The following is a 13,977-nucleotide window of genomic DNA, read 5'->3' as shown; positions in this document are numbered from 1 at the left end:
GCCGCCTCAGTCCTTGTCGTGGGATACGTGGCCGGTGCCGCCGTCGGCCGTCACCCCGCCGGAGTCCGCCGCGGAGTCCGTCCCGGAGTCCGCCCCGGAGTCCGTCTTGGGGGGTGCCGCGCGGTCGGCGCCCGCCTGGGGAGGTACGACCCCCGCGTCCCCCTTCCGGGGGTGGGCGTCCGCGTCGCCGGGTGCGGGGCCCGCGGAGCCCGCCCGGACCGTGTCGAAGCGTTTCATGCGCTCCAGCACCGCTTCCGCCGTCGGCCGCGCCATCTCGTCCACGATCCGTCCGTCCGCGAGGAAGAGCACCAGGTCGGAGTGGGCCGCCGCGCCGGGATCGTGTGTGACCATGACGACGGTCTGGCCGAGATCGTCGACCGCCTCACGCAGGAAGCCGAGGACCTCCAGACCCGCGCGGGAGTCGAGATTGCCGGTCGGCTCGTCCGCGAAGATCAGCTCGGGGCGCGAGGCGAGCGCCCGCGCGCAGGCGACGCGCTGCTGCTGGCCACCGGAGAGCTGTGCGGGACGGTGCTTGAGCCGGTCGCGCAGCCCGAGTGTGTCGATGACCTGGTCGAGCCACTTCCGGTCGGGCCGCTGACCCGCGATGTCCATCGGCAGCGTGATGTTCTCGGCCGCGCTGAGCGTCGGGATCAGGTTGAACGACTGGAACATGAACCCGATCCGGTCCCGGCGCAACCGGGTCAGCTCGCGGTCCTTGAGCCCCGTGATCTCGGTGTCGCCGAGCCACACCTGTCCGGCGGAAACGGTGTCGAGCCCCGCCAGACAGTGCATCAGCGTCGACTTCCCGGAGCCCGAGGGGCCCATGACCGCGGTGAAGCGGCCGCGCGCGATGGCCACGTCGACCGAGTCGAGGGCGAGGACGGTCGTCTCACCCGAGCCGTACGCCTTCGTCAGGCCGCGCGCGCGGGCCGCGATCCCGTCGGCGTCCCCTTGGCCGACGGCGTGCTCCGCAGCTGATGTGGGCAAGGCCGCCTCCTGGGTGGTCGATGTCCCGGCATCCGTGTCCCGGCCGAGCGTAATGTGATCCCGCCCACAGGGGGTGTCCCTCCGGATTATTGGGCCGTCCGTCCTCCGGCCCTTGCGGGTGCTAGCACTTCGGCGCTAGCTTCGAAGTATGGCGAAGACCCAACTGAACGTGCGGGTGGACGAGGGCACGGCCCGGGCCGCCCGCGAGCGGGCCCTGGCGCGCGGCATGAGCGTGAACCGCTACATCGAGGAGCTGGTCAGACAGGACACCGGGGAGGTGGGTCACACCTTCGTCGACGCCGCCTCCGACTTCATGAAGCAGTACGAATCCGTCTTCGCCGAGGAATTCGGCGCGGACCGCGAAGGCGCCCGTGAAGGCACCCGCCAAGGCTCCCGCGAAGGTCGTCGTTGATCCCTTGAGCAGTCTCAGAGTCGACCTTGCCTGGCTTCTCATGATCGCCGAACAGAAGACGCCCGGAGACCCCCAGGTCACCGACTGGGGAGCCCTCGTCGCCGCCGTCAGCCGGCACGAGGCGGAGATATTCGGCATTCCCGTCTACGACAGTCCGCACGCCCGCGCCGCCGCGCTGCTCCAGCTCCTGCTGCACGTCCCGGCGCTCGAACGCTCCAACGCGATGTTCGCCTCCGCCGTCGCGTACGCCTATCTCGTCGCCAGCGGCCTCAAGGTCGTCACCTCCCCCGAGCAGGTGCGCGAACTCGCCCGCCTGGTGAAGGGCGGCGAGGCGACCGTGCACGACATCGCACAGGAACTGCGCCAGTGGAGCCTGTGACGTGCCGGCCGATGTGACACGCCTGCCTCTGTACACGCCGGTCTCTATGACGTCCCGGTCTCCAGGACGTCGGGCCGGCGCGCGGAGCCCAGCACACAGTACGAGGTGGGCAGCCGCGGCCCCTTCTCGGGCATCAGCAGCCGCCGGTACGGGCCGAGTTCGAACCCGGCGGCCCGCAGCGCGGCGACCGGGTCACGGGCCAGATGGCAGCCGCCGTTGAGCCGCGGCCACACCGTACGGTCCAGGCCGCGCTGGGCGGCCGCCATCACGCGTCCGCCACCCGTGCCGTGCTCGAAGAACCGCAGGGTGCCACCGGGCCGCAGCACGCGCCGAAGCTCCGCCAGGGCCCGCGGCACATCGCGCACGCTGCACAGCACCAGCGAGACCACCGCCGCGTCGAAGGCCTCGCTCTTGACCGGCAGCGCCTCCGCCACGCCCGGCGCCACGTCGACCGGGACCTCCGCGCGCAGCGCCGCCTGAACGGCCGACTGCCGCAGCCGCCGCTCCGGTTCGATCGCGACGACCTCCGAGACGGCACCCGGATAGTGCGCGAAGTTCAGACCGTTGCCCGCGCCGATCTCGATGACCCGGCCGGAGAGACCCGAGAGCAGCCGGTCGCGCACGCCGCCCATGCCCATCCGGGTCTCGGCGGCCACGCTGACGCGGGCGTAGTAGCGGGCGAACAGCGGGTGGTGCACCGGATCCCGTGGCACCTTGCCGGAGTCGGCCGACCTGAACGCCATGACGGACCTCCCAGGAGGACGGGACCTACCGTGATTGTCCCCCGAGGAGGTCCGTCACACCCTTCGGCGACCTCTCAACAGGACCCGGCGAAGGTGTCCGCGTCCCAGGTGCCGCCCAGTGCCGGTGCCAGCCAACCCGGCGCCCCGGCGCGGAACTCGGCGGGCGGCCGGGCGCCGGCCCCCGCGGGCAGCGCGCCCAGCAGCGGCGCTTCGGCCACCACCGGCAGGTCCGCGAGGTTGCAACGGGACGCCAGGTCCGCGGAGTCGGGCCAGCTGCCGATGACGAGCCCGGCCAGGTCCAGTCCCCGGCGCCGGATCTCACGCGCGGTCAGCTCGGTCGTGTTGAGTGTGCCGAGCCCCGCCGCCACGACGAGCAGCACCGGCGCGTCCAGCAGCGTCGCCACGTCCGCCAGCGTGCCGCCCTCGTCGTCGAAGCGGACGAGCAGACCGCCCGCCCCCTCGATCAGCACGAGGTCGTGCTCGGTGGCCAGCTTGGCCGCCGCCTCCGCCACCTCCCGGGGCCGCACCGGAGCCAGCCGGGCCCGCCGCGCGGCCGTGGCGGGGGCCAGGGGCTCGGGGTAACGGCCGAGTTCGAGCGTGGTCACGGTCCCGGCGAGCCGGGCCACCTCGTCGGCGTCCCCGCACTCGTGCGGACCCACCCCCGTCTGCGCGGGCTTGAGGACGGCCACGGACCGTCCGGCGGCGACGGCGGCGGCGGCGACGGCGGCCGTCGTGACCGTCTTGCCCACCTCCGTGCCCGTCCCCGTGATCACCAGGATCGTCATGTCATCCTTCCCGCGCCGCCGCGCGGACCGCGCGGGCGATCCGTGTCACGTCCTCGTCACCGGTGACGTACGGCGGCATCGTGTAGACGAGGTCGCGGAACGGCCGCAGCCACACGCCCTCGCGCACGGCGGCGGCCGTCGCCGCCGACATGTCCACCTCGTGGTCGAGCTGGACGACACCGATCGCGCCCAGCACGCGTACGTCCCGGACCCCCGGCATCGAGGAGGCCTCCGCCAGCCCCTCCCGCAGTCCCGCCTCGATCCGCTTGACCTCGGTCTGCCAGTCCTGCCCGAGCAGCAGGTCGATCGAGGCGCAGGCCACCGCGGCGGCGAGCGGATTGCCCATGAACGTCGGGCCGTGCGCGAGCACCGGGACCTCGCCGCGCGAGATGCCCTCGGCCACCCGGGCCGTGCACAGTGTCGCCGCCATGGTCAGGTAACCGCCGGTCAGCGCCTTGCCCACACACATCACGTCCGGCGTCACGCCCGCGTGTTCCGCCGCGAAGAGCGTGCCCGTACGGCCGAAGCCGGTCGCGATCTCGTCGAACACCAGCAACACGTCGTGCGCGTCGCACGCCTCCCGGAGCACCCGCAGATACGCGGGGGAGTGGAAGCGCATGCCGCCCGCTCCCTGCACCACCGGCTCCACGATCACCGCCGCCAGCTCGTCTGCGTGGCGCCCGATCAGCTCGCGCAGGTGCGCGGCGTACGACTCCTCGTATCCGGCCGGCGGGGCGTCGGCGAACACCTGGCGGTGCAGCACGCCCTGCCACAGCTCGTGCATCCCGCCCTCGGGGTCGCACACCGACATCGGCTGCCAGGTGTCCCCGTGGTAGCCACCCCGCCAGGTGAGCAGCCGCCGCTTGGCCGGGCGGCCGAGCGAACGCCAGTGCTGGAGGCACATCTTGACGGCGACCTCGACCGAGACCGAACCGGAGTCGGCGAGGAACACGTGCTCCAGTCCCTCGGGGGTGATGTCGACCAGACGCTTGGCCAGCCGCACGGCGGGCTCGTGCGTGAGCCCGCCGAACATCACATGGCTCATCCGCTCCAACTGGCCGCGCGCCGCGTCGTTCAGCACCGGGTGGTTGTAGCCGTGGATGGCCGACCACCAGGACGACATCCCGTCGACCAGATCGCCGGAGCCGTCCGCCATCCGCAGCCGCACCCCGCTCGCCGACTCCACGACGAGCGGTTCCTGCCGGCCCGGCATCGGCCCGTACGGATGCCAGACGTGGCGCCGGTCCAGATCGAGCAGTTCCCGCAGGGACAGGTCAGGCATTGGGCGCGAGATCCGTTCCGGCACCTCGGCGGCGCACGGCGACCAGATCCGTACGCGCCTCGGCGGGCACCTCGACCGGAGCCGAACCGCACACACCGCCCCCCGCGTGCGACCCGCACCCACCGCCCTCGTGGGACCCACAGCCACCGCCCTCGTGGGACCCGCAGCCGGAGTCCGCGTGCGCGCCGCAGCCCGCGCCCGCCGTCGCCCGGTGCTCCGGCAGCGTCACCTCGCCCGCGCCCTCCACCTCGAACCCGGCGTCCGCGATCATCTCCAGGTCGGCCTTGCCCGCCTGGCCCTCGCTCGTCAGGTAGTCGCCGAGGAAGATCGAGTTGGCCAGGTTGAGGGCGAGCGGCTGCATCGTGCGCAGATGGACCTCACGGCCGCCCGCGATACGGACCTCGGCGTCCGGGCAGACGAAGCGGACCATCGCCAGGATGCGCAGACACCGCTGGGGTGTCAGGTTCCACTCCTTGGCGAGCGGGGTTCCCTCGAAGGGGATCAGGAAGTTCACCGGAACGGAGTCGGGATCGAGCTCGCGCAGCGCGTAGACGACGTCCACGAGGTCCTCGTCGCTCTCGCCCATGCCCGCGATCAGACCGGAACAGGCGGACAGACCGGCCGCGTGCGCCTTCTGCACGGTGTCCACCCGGTCGGCGTACGTGTGCGTGGTCGTGATGTCCCCGTACGTCCCCTCGGACGTGTTGAGGTTGTGGTTGTAGGCGTCCGCGCCCGCCTCGCGCAGCCGCTCGGCCTGACCGTCGGAGAGCAGGCCCAGGCAGGCGCACACCTCGACGTTCTCGTGCTGGTCCTTGATCGCCTTGATGGTGTCGGAGACCCGGTCCACGTCGCGGTCGGACGGACCGCGGCCGCTGGCCACCAGACAGACCCGCTTGGCGCCCCCGGCCAGCCCCGCCGCCGCGGCCTGCGAGGCCTGGTCGGGCTTGAGCCAGCTGTACTTGAGGATCTCGGCCTTGGAGCCGAGCCGCTGCGAGCAGTACGAGCAGTCCTCGGGACACAGCCCGGACTTCAGGTTGACCAGATAATTGAGTTTCACTCGACGGCCGAACCAGTGCCGGCGGACTTTGCCGGCCGCGGCCACCACGTCGAGCACGTCGTCGTCGGACGTGGCCAGCACGGCCAGCGCCTCGTCACGGGTCGGCAGCTCGCGCCGAAGCCCCTTGTCCACCAGCGTGTTCAGCAGGTCCATGAGATCCGATCCTGACGTATCCGAGCGGGTGCGGCCAAGGAGAGATCGCACAACAGAGTCGGTTCGACGTGTGGGTATTGCCACATCCTGGGTGGCGGGCCGTCCCGCTAGGGTCTGTGCACTGCCTACAAAACCACCACCCTCAGGGCCCGGAGGCGCCAGCATGGCCGGATCGCCGTTCGCATGGATCGACGAGCAGGCGCACCAGCGCCGACAGGCCGGACTCGTCCGCACCCTGCGCCCGCGCCCCGCCGACTCGGCCCTGCTCGATCTGGCGAGCAACGACTATCTCGGACTCGCCCGCCACCCCGAGATCACGGCCGCCGCCGCGGCCGCGGCCCACCGCTGGGGAGCGGGTGCCACCGGATCGCGGCTCGTGTCCGGCACTACCGGACTTCACGCCGAACTCGAACGCGAACTCGCCGACTTCTGTGGTTTCGAGGCCGCGCTCGTCTTCTCCTCCGGGTACGCGGCCAATCTCGCCGCGGTCACCGCGCTCGCGCCGCACGGCTCGCTCGTCGTCTCGGACGCGGGCAACCACGCCTCGCTCATCGACGGCTGCCGGCTCGCCCGGGGCGCCACGCAGGTCGTCGCCCACGCCGACCCCGACGCCGTGGGCAAGGCGCTCGGGACGCACGAGGGCCCCGCCGTCGTCGTCTCCGACACGGTCTTCTCGGTGGACGGCGACGCGGCACCGCTGGCCGGGCTGGCCACGGTCTGCCGCGCACACGGGGCGGCGCTGCTCGTCGACGACGCGCACGGCCTCGGGGTGCTGGGCAGGGGCGGCCGGGGCGCTCCGCACGCCGCGGGGCTCGCCGGCGCTCCGGACGTCGTCGTGACCGTCACCCTCTCCAAGTCGTTCGGCAGCCAGGGCGGCGCCGTCCTGGGGCCCGCACCGGTCATCGACCACCTGGTCAACGCGGCGCGCACCTTCATCTTCGACACCGGTCTGGCGCCGGCCGCGGCGGGCGCGGCCCTCGCGGCGCTCGGACTGCTGCGCCGCGAGCCGGCGCGCGCCGACCGGGCCCGCGCGGTGGCGACGGCGCTGCACACCCGGCTGACCGCCGAGGGCCTGGAGGCCGTACGGCCGGACGCCGCCGTGGTCTCCGTGCGCGCGCCGTCCCCCGAGCGGGCCGTGAGGTGGGCGGCGGACTGCCGGGAGGCGGGGCTCGCCGTCGGCTGCTTCCGCCCCCCGTCCGTGCCCGACGGCATCTCCCGGCTGCGGCTGACCGCCCGCGCGGATCTCACCGACGCCCAGATCGAGCAGGCCGTACGGGTGGTCTCGGAGAACCGGTGAACGAGGCGGCGGTCAGTCCAGTCCGGCGATGAACCCCTCCCAGCTGGCAGGGGTGAACAGCAGGGCGGGGCCCGCCTCGTTCTTGGAGTCGCGCACCGCGACGAGTCCGGCCCAGGGGCCCGGGCCCGGTCGGGCGGTCTCGACGCAGTTGTTCATTCCTGTACTGCGACTGCTGCGCAGCCAGCGGACATCAGGGAGTGAAGTACTGAGAGGTACGTACCGAGGCAGTGCGGTCATGGGGGTGCCTCCTTACGCGCCGTCACCTGTCGCGGCGATGTAGTCCAACGAGTCCTCGGGTGAAAGGGCGTGGAACCGAAGGGTGTTGAAGACCTCGGTGTAGGCCTGAAGGTCTTCTTTCCGCTCGAGGTAGAGGCTACTCGTCAAGTGGTCGAGAACAACCACGTCCAGATCAGTTGTGTTCGGAAATGAGAAAATAACGAAAGGTCCGGTCACTCCGGCGTGCGCGCCGGCGCCGAACGGCAGCACTTGAAGGCGTACTTGGGGGAGAGCCGCAGCCTCCCGCAGCCGGGCCAGCTGCCGGGCCATGACCTCGGGTCCGCCGACCTCGCGACGCAGCACGGCCTCGTCAAGGACCGCGGTCAGCTCCAGCGGCGGATCCGAACGCAGGACGTCCTGCCGGGCGAGGCGCACCTCGACGAGCGCGTCCAGTTTGTCGTCCTCGAGTCCGCCCACGGCCGCCCGCGTCACCGCGCGGGCGTACTCCGGCGTCTGGAGCAGCCCCGGCACCACGGACGTCTCCAGCGTGCGCATACCGCTGGCCTGGGACTCCAGACTGATGAAGTCCCGGTAGGCGGGCGGCAGGACCCCCCGATAGGCGTGCCACCAGTGGTGACGCCCATTGCCCTCGGATCCGGCCAGTCCGAGCAGGAGCTCCCGTAACCCGGGTTCCCCCACCCCGTACGCGTCCAGGAGGCGCTCCACGTCGGCCGGTTTCACCCCGCTGATCCCCGTCTCGATCCGGCTCACCTTCGACTGATGCCAGCCGACGAGACGGGCCGCCTCACCACTGGTGAGGCCCGCACCGGCGCGCAGCGCGCGCAGTTCGGCACCGAGTTTGCGGCGGCGTACCGCGGGACCGTGCTGCATGGCCGTACTCCTTACTCCTTCCGAGCCGCCCAAATACGGTCTGCCGTCGCAGAGTTCACCGCTTCGAGCGACAGATATATGCATATCTCGGTGGATCGTGCCCGTGACCGGCCCAGTGATGGCAGTCTGGCGCGAAGCACCAGTCCGGGACCGTACTCGAACCATCCGCTCCGTGTCGGACTCCGGTCCCGTGGGAAAGGGACGACGTCGTCATGGCAGATCACCAGGAAGCATCCGTCACTCTGCCGAGCGATCCCGCCTCGGTCTCCGCGGCCCGGAATTTCGTCATCGACGTGCTGGCCGAATGGGGCCTGCCGTGCGACGCCGAAGTCGCGGACTCCGTACGCCTGATCGTGTCCGAACTAGCCACCAACGCCGTCCAGCACACCTTCGGTCAGTCGCCCACCTTCACCGTGGACGTCCGGCTCGACCGGGACGAACAACTGCGCATCGGCGTCACCGACAGCCATCCGCGCTTCCCGAAACGTCTGCCCGCCGCCGTCCAACAGGACAACGGCCGCGGGATGGTGATCATCCGTTGGCTGACCGCCGAGTGCGGCGGCAGGGTTCTCGTACGCCCCACCCGGGAGGGCGGCAAGACGGTCTCCATCGAGTTGCCGTGGACGGTGCCGGCCCGGCCGGTGGTGGCCGGCGGCCCGCAAGAGCCCTGAGGAAACGATCAGTTGCCGCACCCCGCCGCGCGTCGCTACCGCGTGGCACGCCCGAACACACCGCGCAGCAGGGCCCGGAAGGCCTCGGCCGCGGGTGCCTGCCGGTCGGTCCGGTGGACGACGGAGATCGTACGGCGCAGATCTCCCGGTTCCAGCAGCCGCAGCCCCACCGGGGTCGCCGCCGTCCTGGCCACCATCTCCGGCACCACCGCGACCCCGAGCCCCGCACTGACCAGCGCGCACACCAGGGCGTACCCGGGGCTCTCGACCCGCACGGCCGGGGTGGCCCCGACCCGGGCCAGCGCGGCCTCCACACCCTGCCGGGGCGGATGGTCCGGAGCCATGCTGATCAGCGGCTGTCCGGCAAGTCCGGAAAGCGGCAGCCGGGCCGCACCGTCCGCGAGGACATGTCCTGGAGCGGTCACGAGCACCAGCTCCTCGACCAGCACCGGCTCCGCGTGTACCGACGAGGGGAGGGGCACCGGGTCCGCGGGCTCGTAGGTGTGCGTCAGCGCGAGATCCACCTCGCCCGCCGCGACCGCCGAGACACCGTCCGGGGGCTCGTAGTTCGCGACCGTGAGTTCCACGTCGGGGTGGGCCCGGCGGAAGGCGCTGAGCACCGGCGGCAGCAGATGGATGCCCGCCGTCTGGAAGGTGCCGAGCCGCAGGGTACCGCCCGACAGGCCGGTCAGGCGGGCCAGTTCGTGCCGGGCCCGCTCCATCTCGTCGAGCACCCGGCGGGCCCGTGCCACGAGCAGCTCGCCCGCGTCCGTGAGCCGCGCCCCGCGGTGGGACCGCACCAGCAGGGACGCGCCCGCCTCCCGTTCCAGCTTGGCGAGCTGCTGGGAGAGGGCGGGTGGGCTGTAACCGAGGCGTTCGGCCGCCCGGGTGATGGATCCCGCCTCGGCCACCGCCACCAGGGCCGCCAGCCGTGTCGGGTCGTACATCGAACGGCTCCCCAGGTCCGGGGCGCCGCGGGGGAGCCCAGGTCTAAACGATTGCTTAAGGCAGACCCAGGATATTCGACATACCTGCTGAAGGCCTGACCCGGGCACCCTGGTGGGCATGGACGCACAGCTCATCGCCTTCACCGGAGTGGCCGCGGGAATGGTCGCCATGCCCGGCGCGGACTTCACCGTCGTCGTGCGCAACGCGCTCGTCTCCCGCCGGGCCGGGGTGGCGTGCGCGCTCGGGGTCGCGGGCGGGCTTCTCCTGCACACGACGCTGGCCGTCGCCGGTGTGGCCGCCGTCCTCGCGGCCGTGCCCGCGCTGTTCCGGACGCTGCAGCTCCTCGGCGGCGCCTACGTGCTGTACCTGGGGGTACGGACGCTGGACGGTCTGCGACGGCAGCGGGACCCGGAGCCGGGCCGGGAGCGCCCGGTGGTGTCCGGCGGGACGCTGTCCGGCGAGGCCGTGGCCGCCGGCCCTGGGGACGGGAGCCGTCCGCTGCGGCAGGGCTTCGTCACCAACGCGCTCAACCCGAAGGCGCCGATCACCTTCCTGAGCCTGCTGCCGCAGTTCGTGCCCGCGGGCAGCCCCGCGATGCCCCGCACCCTGGTGCTGGCCCTGATCGTGGTGGCCGTCGCCCTGGTGTGGTTCCCGGCGGTCGCCCTGCTGGTCGACCGGCTCGGCCGGTGGCTGCGCAGGCCGCGTGCCGCCCGCGCCGTGGAGGCGGTCACCGGGAGCGCGCTCACGGTGCTCGGCCTGGTGCTCCTCCTGGAGCCCCTGACGGCCTGAGAGCCTCCAGGGTTCGTGCCGCGAGGGGCGGCGGCCCGGCGCCGCCGCCCCTCGGTCGGGTCAGCTCACCCGGCCGTACCAGACGCTCTTCGTCCAGATCTTCTGGAGCTTCACGACCTCCCCGCTCTTCGGGGAGTGCCAGATCTTTCCCTTCCCGGCGTAGATGCCGACGTGGTACACGTTCCGGCCCGAGTGGAAGAACACGAGGTCACCGGCCTTGCGGTGCGAGGCGGAGATGTGGTGGCTCTTGTTGTACTGCCCCGCGGCCGTACGAGGCAGCTTCTTGCCCGCCTTCTTGTACGAGTACAGCGTGAGCCCGGAGCAGTCGAAGCGGCGCGGTCCGGTGGCACCGTAACTGTACGGAGCGCCCTTCTTGGATGCCGCGACCTGGAGTGCCCTCGTCGCCGGTGTGGCCGCCTCGGCGTCGGCTGCGACGCCCGGGACCACCAGGCTGCCGCCCACGGCGGCGATGGTCAGAGCCGAGGCCGTACCGGCCCGGGTCAGCAGCGACGGGACACGATTGAGCGCAGTCATGCGCAACCCTTCGTCAACCGCCTGTGAAGGATGACCTGTCGGATTCGGGCTGGCGAAGTAGCCCGGCCGCTTGCGCGGCTTCACCCCAAGGACCGCCCGGATCTCTCCGGCGGCCCGTCTTGCTGGGTCCTCCACTCCTGCCGATGCACATCTGTCGACCGGTCATCCGGGCGGCGGCAGGACTCGGCGTCCGCCCGGACCGCCCCGCCGGTGTGGCGGGGGCTTGTCGTCGGAAGGGATCTTCACGCATGGATGTCGGAAAATCCGAGCGGAACCGATGATTTGTGGGGTTACTCACCACTCACCCGTTCGGGTGGACACTCCTCTGTTCGAGGGGTGTTGGGGACGCCGGCAACGCTCTTACCAGCACCGGAAGGTTTCATTCCGCCTTTTGGCTACGCGTGTTGCGCAACTTTCGGGGCCACCCGAAAGGACGCGCGTCTACGCCGTTGGGGGGTACGTCGACTGGTCCGTTTGAAACCCGGGCCGAGCGCTCCGCGGATCGCCGTGAGCGGCGGCCCGGCCCTGGATGCCTCAACTGCGCGAGTCGGGCGGCAGGGTGACGCGGGCGGCCCGCCGCTCGCCGTCGAGGACGCGCAGGGCCTGCGCCAGGGTCGGCGCGTGCACCTCGCTCTCGCCCCGCTGGTGCATCAGGGCCAGGGCGTCGCGCAGTGCGGTCGCCTTGCCCACGAGTGCCTGGGCGGCGCGCAGCCCGCGATAGGTGTCTCCCGGCCGGGCCGGGTTGATGCGGCCGACCAGGTCGACCACGTCGAGGTAGCGGTCTATCAGCTCGGCCTCGGCGTGCGTCAGTGCGGGCAGTGGAGGCAGTTCGGGCACCATCGGCGGATCACCTCGCGTCGGGTGTGGCGTTCCTCGCACCGGGCGCGGTGCGCGAGTTCTTGCGGCTCGGGATGATCCCGTCCACCAGCCCGTAAGCCAGCGCGGCCTGCGCGTCCAGAATCGTGTCCCGCTCGATGTCGGCGGCGACTTGTTCGGGATTTTGCCCCGTGTGCCGTACGAGCATGTCCTCCAGCAGCTTCCGAGTGCGGGTCAACTCCGCTGCCTGGAGGGCCAGATCGCTCGCCTGGCCCTGAACCGGTCCGGGCAGCGAGGGCTGACGGATCAACACCCGTGCGCCCGGCAGGGCGAACCGCTTGCCCGGAGTGCCGCCGGCCAGCAGGACGGCGGCGACCGACGTGGCTTGCCCCAGGCATACGGTCTCCACGTCGCAGGCGACGAACCGCATCGTGTCGTAGATCGCCGTCATCGCGGTGAACGAGCCGCCCGGGGAGTTGACGTAGAGCGAGATGTCCCGCTCCGGCGCCGCGTGTTCGAGGTGCATGAACTGGGCCATCACGTCGTTCGCCGACGTGTCGTCGATCGCTGTCCCGAGGAACACGATGCGCTCGTCGAGCAGTTTGGAGTACGGGTCGAGGGTCCGGTGTCCGGTGGTCGAGCGTTCGGTGAACTCGGGCAGGACGTGGTGGGCGGACGGTTCGTACATGCCTGGCGCCTCCTCCGGGCGACTCCGCTGTGTGTCGCTCTCTGTAAAAAATGTACAGGACGTACAGATCATGTCGAGGGAATCGGCCGACAGCGAAAAACCCGGCGGAGAACAGGGGAGAAGAGGAGGGAGATGCTCCGTGGGTACGACGCCGGCGATCCCGACCGGACGCGGAACCGGCGATCCGGGCCGGACGCGGGATGGGGCGTGGCGGTGCGGGACGTCGCTTTCGGCGGAACCGGTGGACATCGTCCGTTTCGGGGGAGTGTCAGGGGTCCGGTCTAAGCTGGTGGGCATGGCCTACGAGATTCCGGTGACGCAAGCCAGGGCTGAGCTCGCCGACCTGATCAACCGGGTGGTGTACGGGGGCGAGCGTGTCGTCGTGACGCGTCACGGGAAGCCTCTCGTCGCCCTCGTCTCCGCCGCCGACCTGGAGCGGCTCGAAGAGCTCCGGGAGCCCGCCGGGGAGCAGGTGGTCAGCTCCCTCTCCCGCGTCCGCGAGGCCACGTCCGCGCCGCGGGAGCGCCAGCGCTTCGGTATCGCCGCGGAGCACCAGGGACCCAACCTCTCGTAGAGGAAGGGCGATCGGCGGCGCACGCCGGCCGACAGCCGTACACCGTGCGCCGTACGCGGTGTCGATCCGTGCGGGCCGAGGGGCGCGCCGTATACGGTCCCGGCTCCGGAGGATGTCCGCGGCGGGCCGGGCGGGCCCCCGAGGCGGCCGTCCGCTCGTCGAGGGGCGGGCCGGAACCCGGAATACCGAGCGGCCCGGCGCCGGCCGTGACCCGGCGCGCCGCTCCGCCGAGGTGCGCGCGCTTCGAGTGAAGATCGTCGGGGTCCACCGGTCACCGGACCCCGGGAGGGTCCGGGGGTCGCCCCACGCGTCGGCGGATGTGGACCACAGGCCGGTTAACGTCCACGAAACGACGGCCAACTAGCGTGCGCATCCATGCCACCAGGGGTTTTGGTGGCTGCGGCCACCGGACCCCGCACGGTCCGGAGCGAGGACTGTGAGGTGGGACGCCGTGCAACTGACCCCGCACGAGCAAGAGAGGCTGCTGATCCACGTGGCCGCCGACGTGGCCGAGAAGCGCCGGGCCCGCGGACTGAGACTGAACCACCCCGAGGCCGTCGCCCTCATCACGTCGCACATCCTCGAAGGCGCCCGGGACGGCCGCACCGTGGCCGAGCTGATGTCCTCCGGACGCAAGATCCTCACCCGCGACGACGTCATGGAGGGCATCCCCGAAATGATCCACGACGTCCAGGTCGAGGCGACCTTCCCGGACGGCACCAAACTCGTCACCGTCCACGACCCGATCGTCTGAC

General features: G+C 71.7%; 18 protein-coding genes and 1 riboswitch. Of the genes, 7 read left to right on the top strand and 11 right to left on the bottom strand.

Annotated elements, in window-relative coordinates; translation table 11 throughout:
- Nucleotides 1–6: 6 nt before the first annotated feature.
- Nucleotides 7–987: an ABC transporter ATP-binding protein gene (locus tag HEP85_RS06860; RefSeq protein ID WP_248001859.1), complete on the bottom strand. Its 981-nt coding sequence runs from the start codon at nt 985–987 to the stop codon at nt 7–9.
- 148 nt (nt 988–1,135) lie between these two features.
- On the opposite strand from HEP85_RS06860, the gene HEP85_RS06855 reads away from it, so the two are divergent.
- Complete coding sequence (locus HEP85_RS06855) at nt 1,136–1,399, top strand: toxin-antitoxin system HicB family antitoxin (RefSeq protein ID WP_168526998.1); 264 nt, start codon at nt 1,136–1,138, stop codon at nt 1,397–1,399.
- 4 nt (nt 1,400–1,403) lie between these two features.
- On the top strand, nt 1,404–1,778 hold the full coding sequence (locus HEP85_RS06850; protein WP_168526997.1) for a fic family toxin-antitoxin system, toxin component: 375 nt from the start codon (nt 1,404–1,406) through the stop codon (nt 1,776–1,778).
- 44 nt (nt 1,779–1,822) lie between these two features.
- On the opposite strand, the gene HEP85_RS06845 is transcribed toward HEP85_RS06850, so the two are convergent.
- The 4 genes from HEP85_RS06845 to bioB all read right to left on the bottom strand — a co-directional run bounded on the left by HEP85_RS06845 (nt 1,823) and on the right by bioB (nt 5,798).
- Nucleotides 1,823–2,521: a class I SAM-dependent methyltransferase gene (locus HEP85_RS06845; protein ID WP_168526996.1), complete on the bottom strand. Its 699-nt coding sequence runs from the start codon at nt 2,519–2,521 to the stop codon at nt 1,823–1,825.
- A gap of 74 nt (nt 2,522–2,595) precedes the next feature.
- A complete protein-coding gene (bioD, locus tag HEP85_RS06840; protein ID WP_365768233.1) occupies nt 2,596–3,306 on the bottom strand; it encodes a dethiobiotin synthase in 711 nt (236 codons plus the stop codon).
- A 1-nt stretch (nt 3,307) separates the two neighbouring features.
- Nucleotides 3,308–4,588 (bottom strand): adenosylmethionine--8-amino-7-oxononanoate transaminase, encoded by a 1,281-nt coding sequence (locus HEP85_RS06835; protein WP_168526994.1) that lies wholly within the window; start codon nt 4,586–4,588, stop codon nt 3,308–3,310.
- Nucleotides 4,581–5,798: a biotin synthase BioB gene (bioB, locus tag HEP85_RS06830; protein WP_168526993.1), complete on the bottom strand. Its 1,218-nt coding sequence runs from the start codon at nt 5,796–5,798 to the stop codon at nt 4,581–4,583. Before bioB ends, HEP85_RS06835 begins: the two co-directional genes overlap by 8 nt.
- A 163-nt stretch (nt 5,799–5,961) precedes the next feature.
- Between bioB and HEP85_RS06825 the strand changes: the two genes are divergently transcribed.
- Nucleotides 5,962–7,095, top strand: coding sequence for an 8-amino-7-oxononanoate synthase (locus HEP85_RS06825; RefSeq protein WP_329286020.1), 1,134 nt, complete (start codon nt 5,962–5,964; stop codon nt 7,093–7,095).
- Between the two features lie 12 nt (nt 7,096–7,107).
- Here the strand turns inward: HEP85_RS06825 and HEP85_RS06820 are convergent, their stop codons facing one another.
- Together HEP85_RS06820 and HEP85_RS06815 are read right to left on the bottom strand one after the other, a co-directional pair.
- Complete coding sequence (locus tag HEP85_RS06820) at nt 7,108–7,332, bottom strand: DUF397 domain-containing protein (RefSeq protein ID WP_168526992.1); 225 nt, start codon at nt 7,330–7,332, stop codon at nt 7,108–7,110.
- A gap of 12 nt (nt 7,333–7,344) precedes the next feature.
- Complete coding sequence (locus HEP85_RS06815) at nt 7,345–8,202, bottom strand: helix-turn-helix transcriptional regulator (RefSeq protein WP_168526991.1); 858 nt, start codon at nt 8,200–8,202, stop codon at nt 7,345–7,347.
- 212 nt (nt 8,203–8,414) lie between these two features.
- Here HEP85_RS06815 and HEP85_RS06810 point away from each other — a divergent pair, with 212 nt between their 5' ends.
- Nucleotides 8,415–8,873 (top strand): ATP-binding protein, encoded by a 459-nt coding sequence (locus tag HEP85_RS06810; protein ID WP_329286014.1) that lies wholly within the window; start codon nt 8,415–8,417, stop codon nt 8,871–8,873.
- 35 nt (nt 8,874–8,908) lie between these two features.
- Here the strand turns inward: HEP85_RS06810 and HEP85_RS06805 are convergent, their stop codons facing one another.
- Complete coding sequence (locus HEP85_RS06805) at nt 8,909–9,820, bottom strand: LysR family transcriptional regulator (protein WP_168526989.1); 912 nt, start codon at nt 9,818–9,820, stop codon at nt 8,909–8,911.
- Between the two features lie 118 nt (nt 9,821–9,938).
- Between HEP85_RS06805 and HEP85_RS06800 the strand changes: the two genes are divergently transcribed.
- Nucleotides 9,939–10,610 (top strand): LysE family translocator, encoded by a 672-nt coding sequence (locus HEP85_RS06800; protein WP_168526988.1) that lies wholly within the window; start codon nt 9,939–9,941, stop codon nt 10,608–10,610.
- A gap of 60 nt (nt 10,611–10,670) precedes the next feature.
- On the opposite strand, the gene HEP85_RS06795 is transcribed toward HEP85_RS06800, so the two are convergent.
- From HEP85_RS06795 to HEP85_RS06785, 3 genes are all read right to left on the bottom strand, one after another.
- Nucleotides 10,671–11,144: a C40 family peptidase gene (locus tag HEP85_RS06795; RefSeq protein WP_168526987.1), complete on the bottom strand. Its 474-nt coding sequence runs from the start codon at nt 11,142–11,144 to the stop codon at nt 10,671–10,673.
- A gap of 3 nt (nt 11,145–11,147) precedes the next feature.
- A riboswitch (cyclic di-AMP (ydaO/yuaA leader) is annotated at nt 11,148–11,311 on the bottom strand.
- A gap of 367 nt (nt 11,312–11,678) precedes the next feature.
- Nucleotides 11,679–11,984, bottom strand: a complete 306-nt coding sequence (locus HEP85_RS06790) for a hypothetical protein (protein ID WP_168526986.1) — start codon at nt 11,982–11,984, stop codon at nt 11,679–11,681.
- A 7-nt stretch (nt 11,985–11,991) separates the two neighbouring features.
- Nucleotides 11,992–12,648 (bottom strand): ATP-dependent Clp protease proteolytic subunit, encoded by a 657-nt coding sequence (locus HEP85_RS06785; protein WP_168526985.1) that lies wholly within the window; start codon nt 12,646–12,648, stop codon nt 11,992–11,994.
- A 295-nt stretch (nt 12,649–12,943) separates the two neighbouring features.
- On the opposite strand from HEP85_RS06785, the gene HEP85_RS06780 reads away from it, so the two are divergent.
- Entirely contained in the window at nt 12,944–13,222 is a 279-nt protein-coding gene (locus HEP85_RS06780; RefSeq protein ID WP_168526984.1) for a type II toxin-antitoxin system Phd/YefM family antitoxin, read from the top strand.
- Nucleotides 13,223–13,673: 451 nt separating this feature from the next.
- A complete protein-coding gene (locus tag HEP85_RS06775) occupies nt 13,674–13,976 on the top strand; it encodes an urease subunit gamma (RefSeq protein ID WP_101408483.1) in 303 nt (100 codons plus the stop codon).
- Nucleotide 13,977 lies beyond the last annotated feature (1 nt).

Source organism: Streptomyces sp. RPA4-2, assembly GCF_012273515.2.
Classification (GTDB): domain Bacteria; phylum Actinomycetota; class Actinomycetes; order Streptomycetales; family Streptomycetaceae; genus Streptomyces; species Streptomyces kaempferi.
The sequence above is the reverse complement of the archived record's forward strand: the minus strand, read 5'-3'. Positions and strand labels throughout refer to the sequence as shown.

Bases quoted from the DNA above. Each gene is read 5' to 3' on its own strand.
- HEP85_RS06800 (WP_168526988.1), top strand. From the start codon at position 9,939: ATGGACGCACAGCTCATCGCCTTCACCGGAGTGGCCGCGGGAATGGTC.
- HEP85_RS06825 (WP_329286020.1), top strand. From the start codon at position 5,962: ATGGCCGGATCGCCGTTCGCATGGATCGACGAGCAGGCGCACCAGCGC.
- HEP85_RS06790 (WP_168526986.1), bottom strand. From the start codon at position 11,984: ATGGTGCCCGAACTGCCTCCACTGCCCGCACTGACGCACGCCGAGGCC.
- HEP85_RS06795 (WP_168526987.1), bottom strand. From the start codon at position 11,144: ATGACTGCGCTCAATCGTGTCCCGTCGCTGCTGACCCGGGCCGGTACG.
- bioB (WP_168526993.1), bottom strand. From the start codon at position 5,798: ATGGACCTGCTGAACACGCTGGTGGACAAGGGGCTTCGGCGCGAGCTG.
- HEP85_RS06780 (WP_168526984.1), top strand. From the start codon at position 12,944: ATGGCCTACGAGATTCCGGTGACGCAAGCCAGGGCTGAGCTCGCCGAC.
- HEP85_RS06835 (WP_168526994.1), bottom strand. From the start codon at position 4,588: ATGCCTGACCTGTCCCTGCGGGAACTGCTCGATCTGGACCGGCGCCAC.
- bioD (WP_365768233.1), bottom strand. From the start codon at position 3,306: ATGACGATCCTGGTGATCACGGGGACGGGCACGGAGGTGGGCAAGACG.
- HEP85_RS06820 (WP_168526992.1), bottom strand. From the start codon at position 7,332: ATGACCGCACTGCCTCGGTACGTACCTCTCAGTACTTCACTCCCTGAT.
- HEP85_RS06855 (WP_168526998.1), top strand. From the start codon at position 1,136: ATGGCGAAGACCCAACTGAACGTGCGGGTGGACGAGGGCACGGCCCGG.
- HEP85_RS06815 (WP_168526991.1), bottom strand. From the start codon at position 8,202: ATGCAGCACGGTCCCGCGGTACGCCGCCGCAAACTCGGTGCCGAACTG.
- HEP85_RS06810 (WP_329286014.1), top strand. From the start codon at position 8,415: ATGGCAGATCACCAGGAAGCATCCGTCACTCTGCCGAGCGATCCCGCC.
- HEP85_RS06805 (WP_168526989.1), bottom strand. From the start codon at position 9,820: ATGTACGACCCGACACGGCTGGCGGCCCTGGTGGCGGTGGCCGAGGCG.
- HEP85_RS06845 (WP_168526996.1), bottom strand. From the start codon at position 2,521: ATGGCGTTCAGGTCGGCCGACTCCGGCAAGGTGCCACGGGATCCGGTG.
- HEP85_RS06785 (WP_168526985.1), bottom strand. From the start codon at position 12,648: ATGTACGAACCGTCCGCCCACCACGTCCTGCCCGAGTTCACCGAACGC.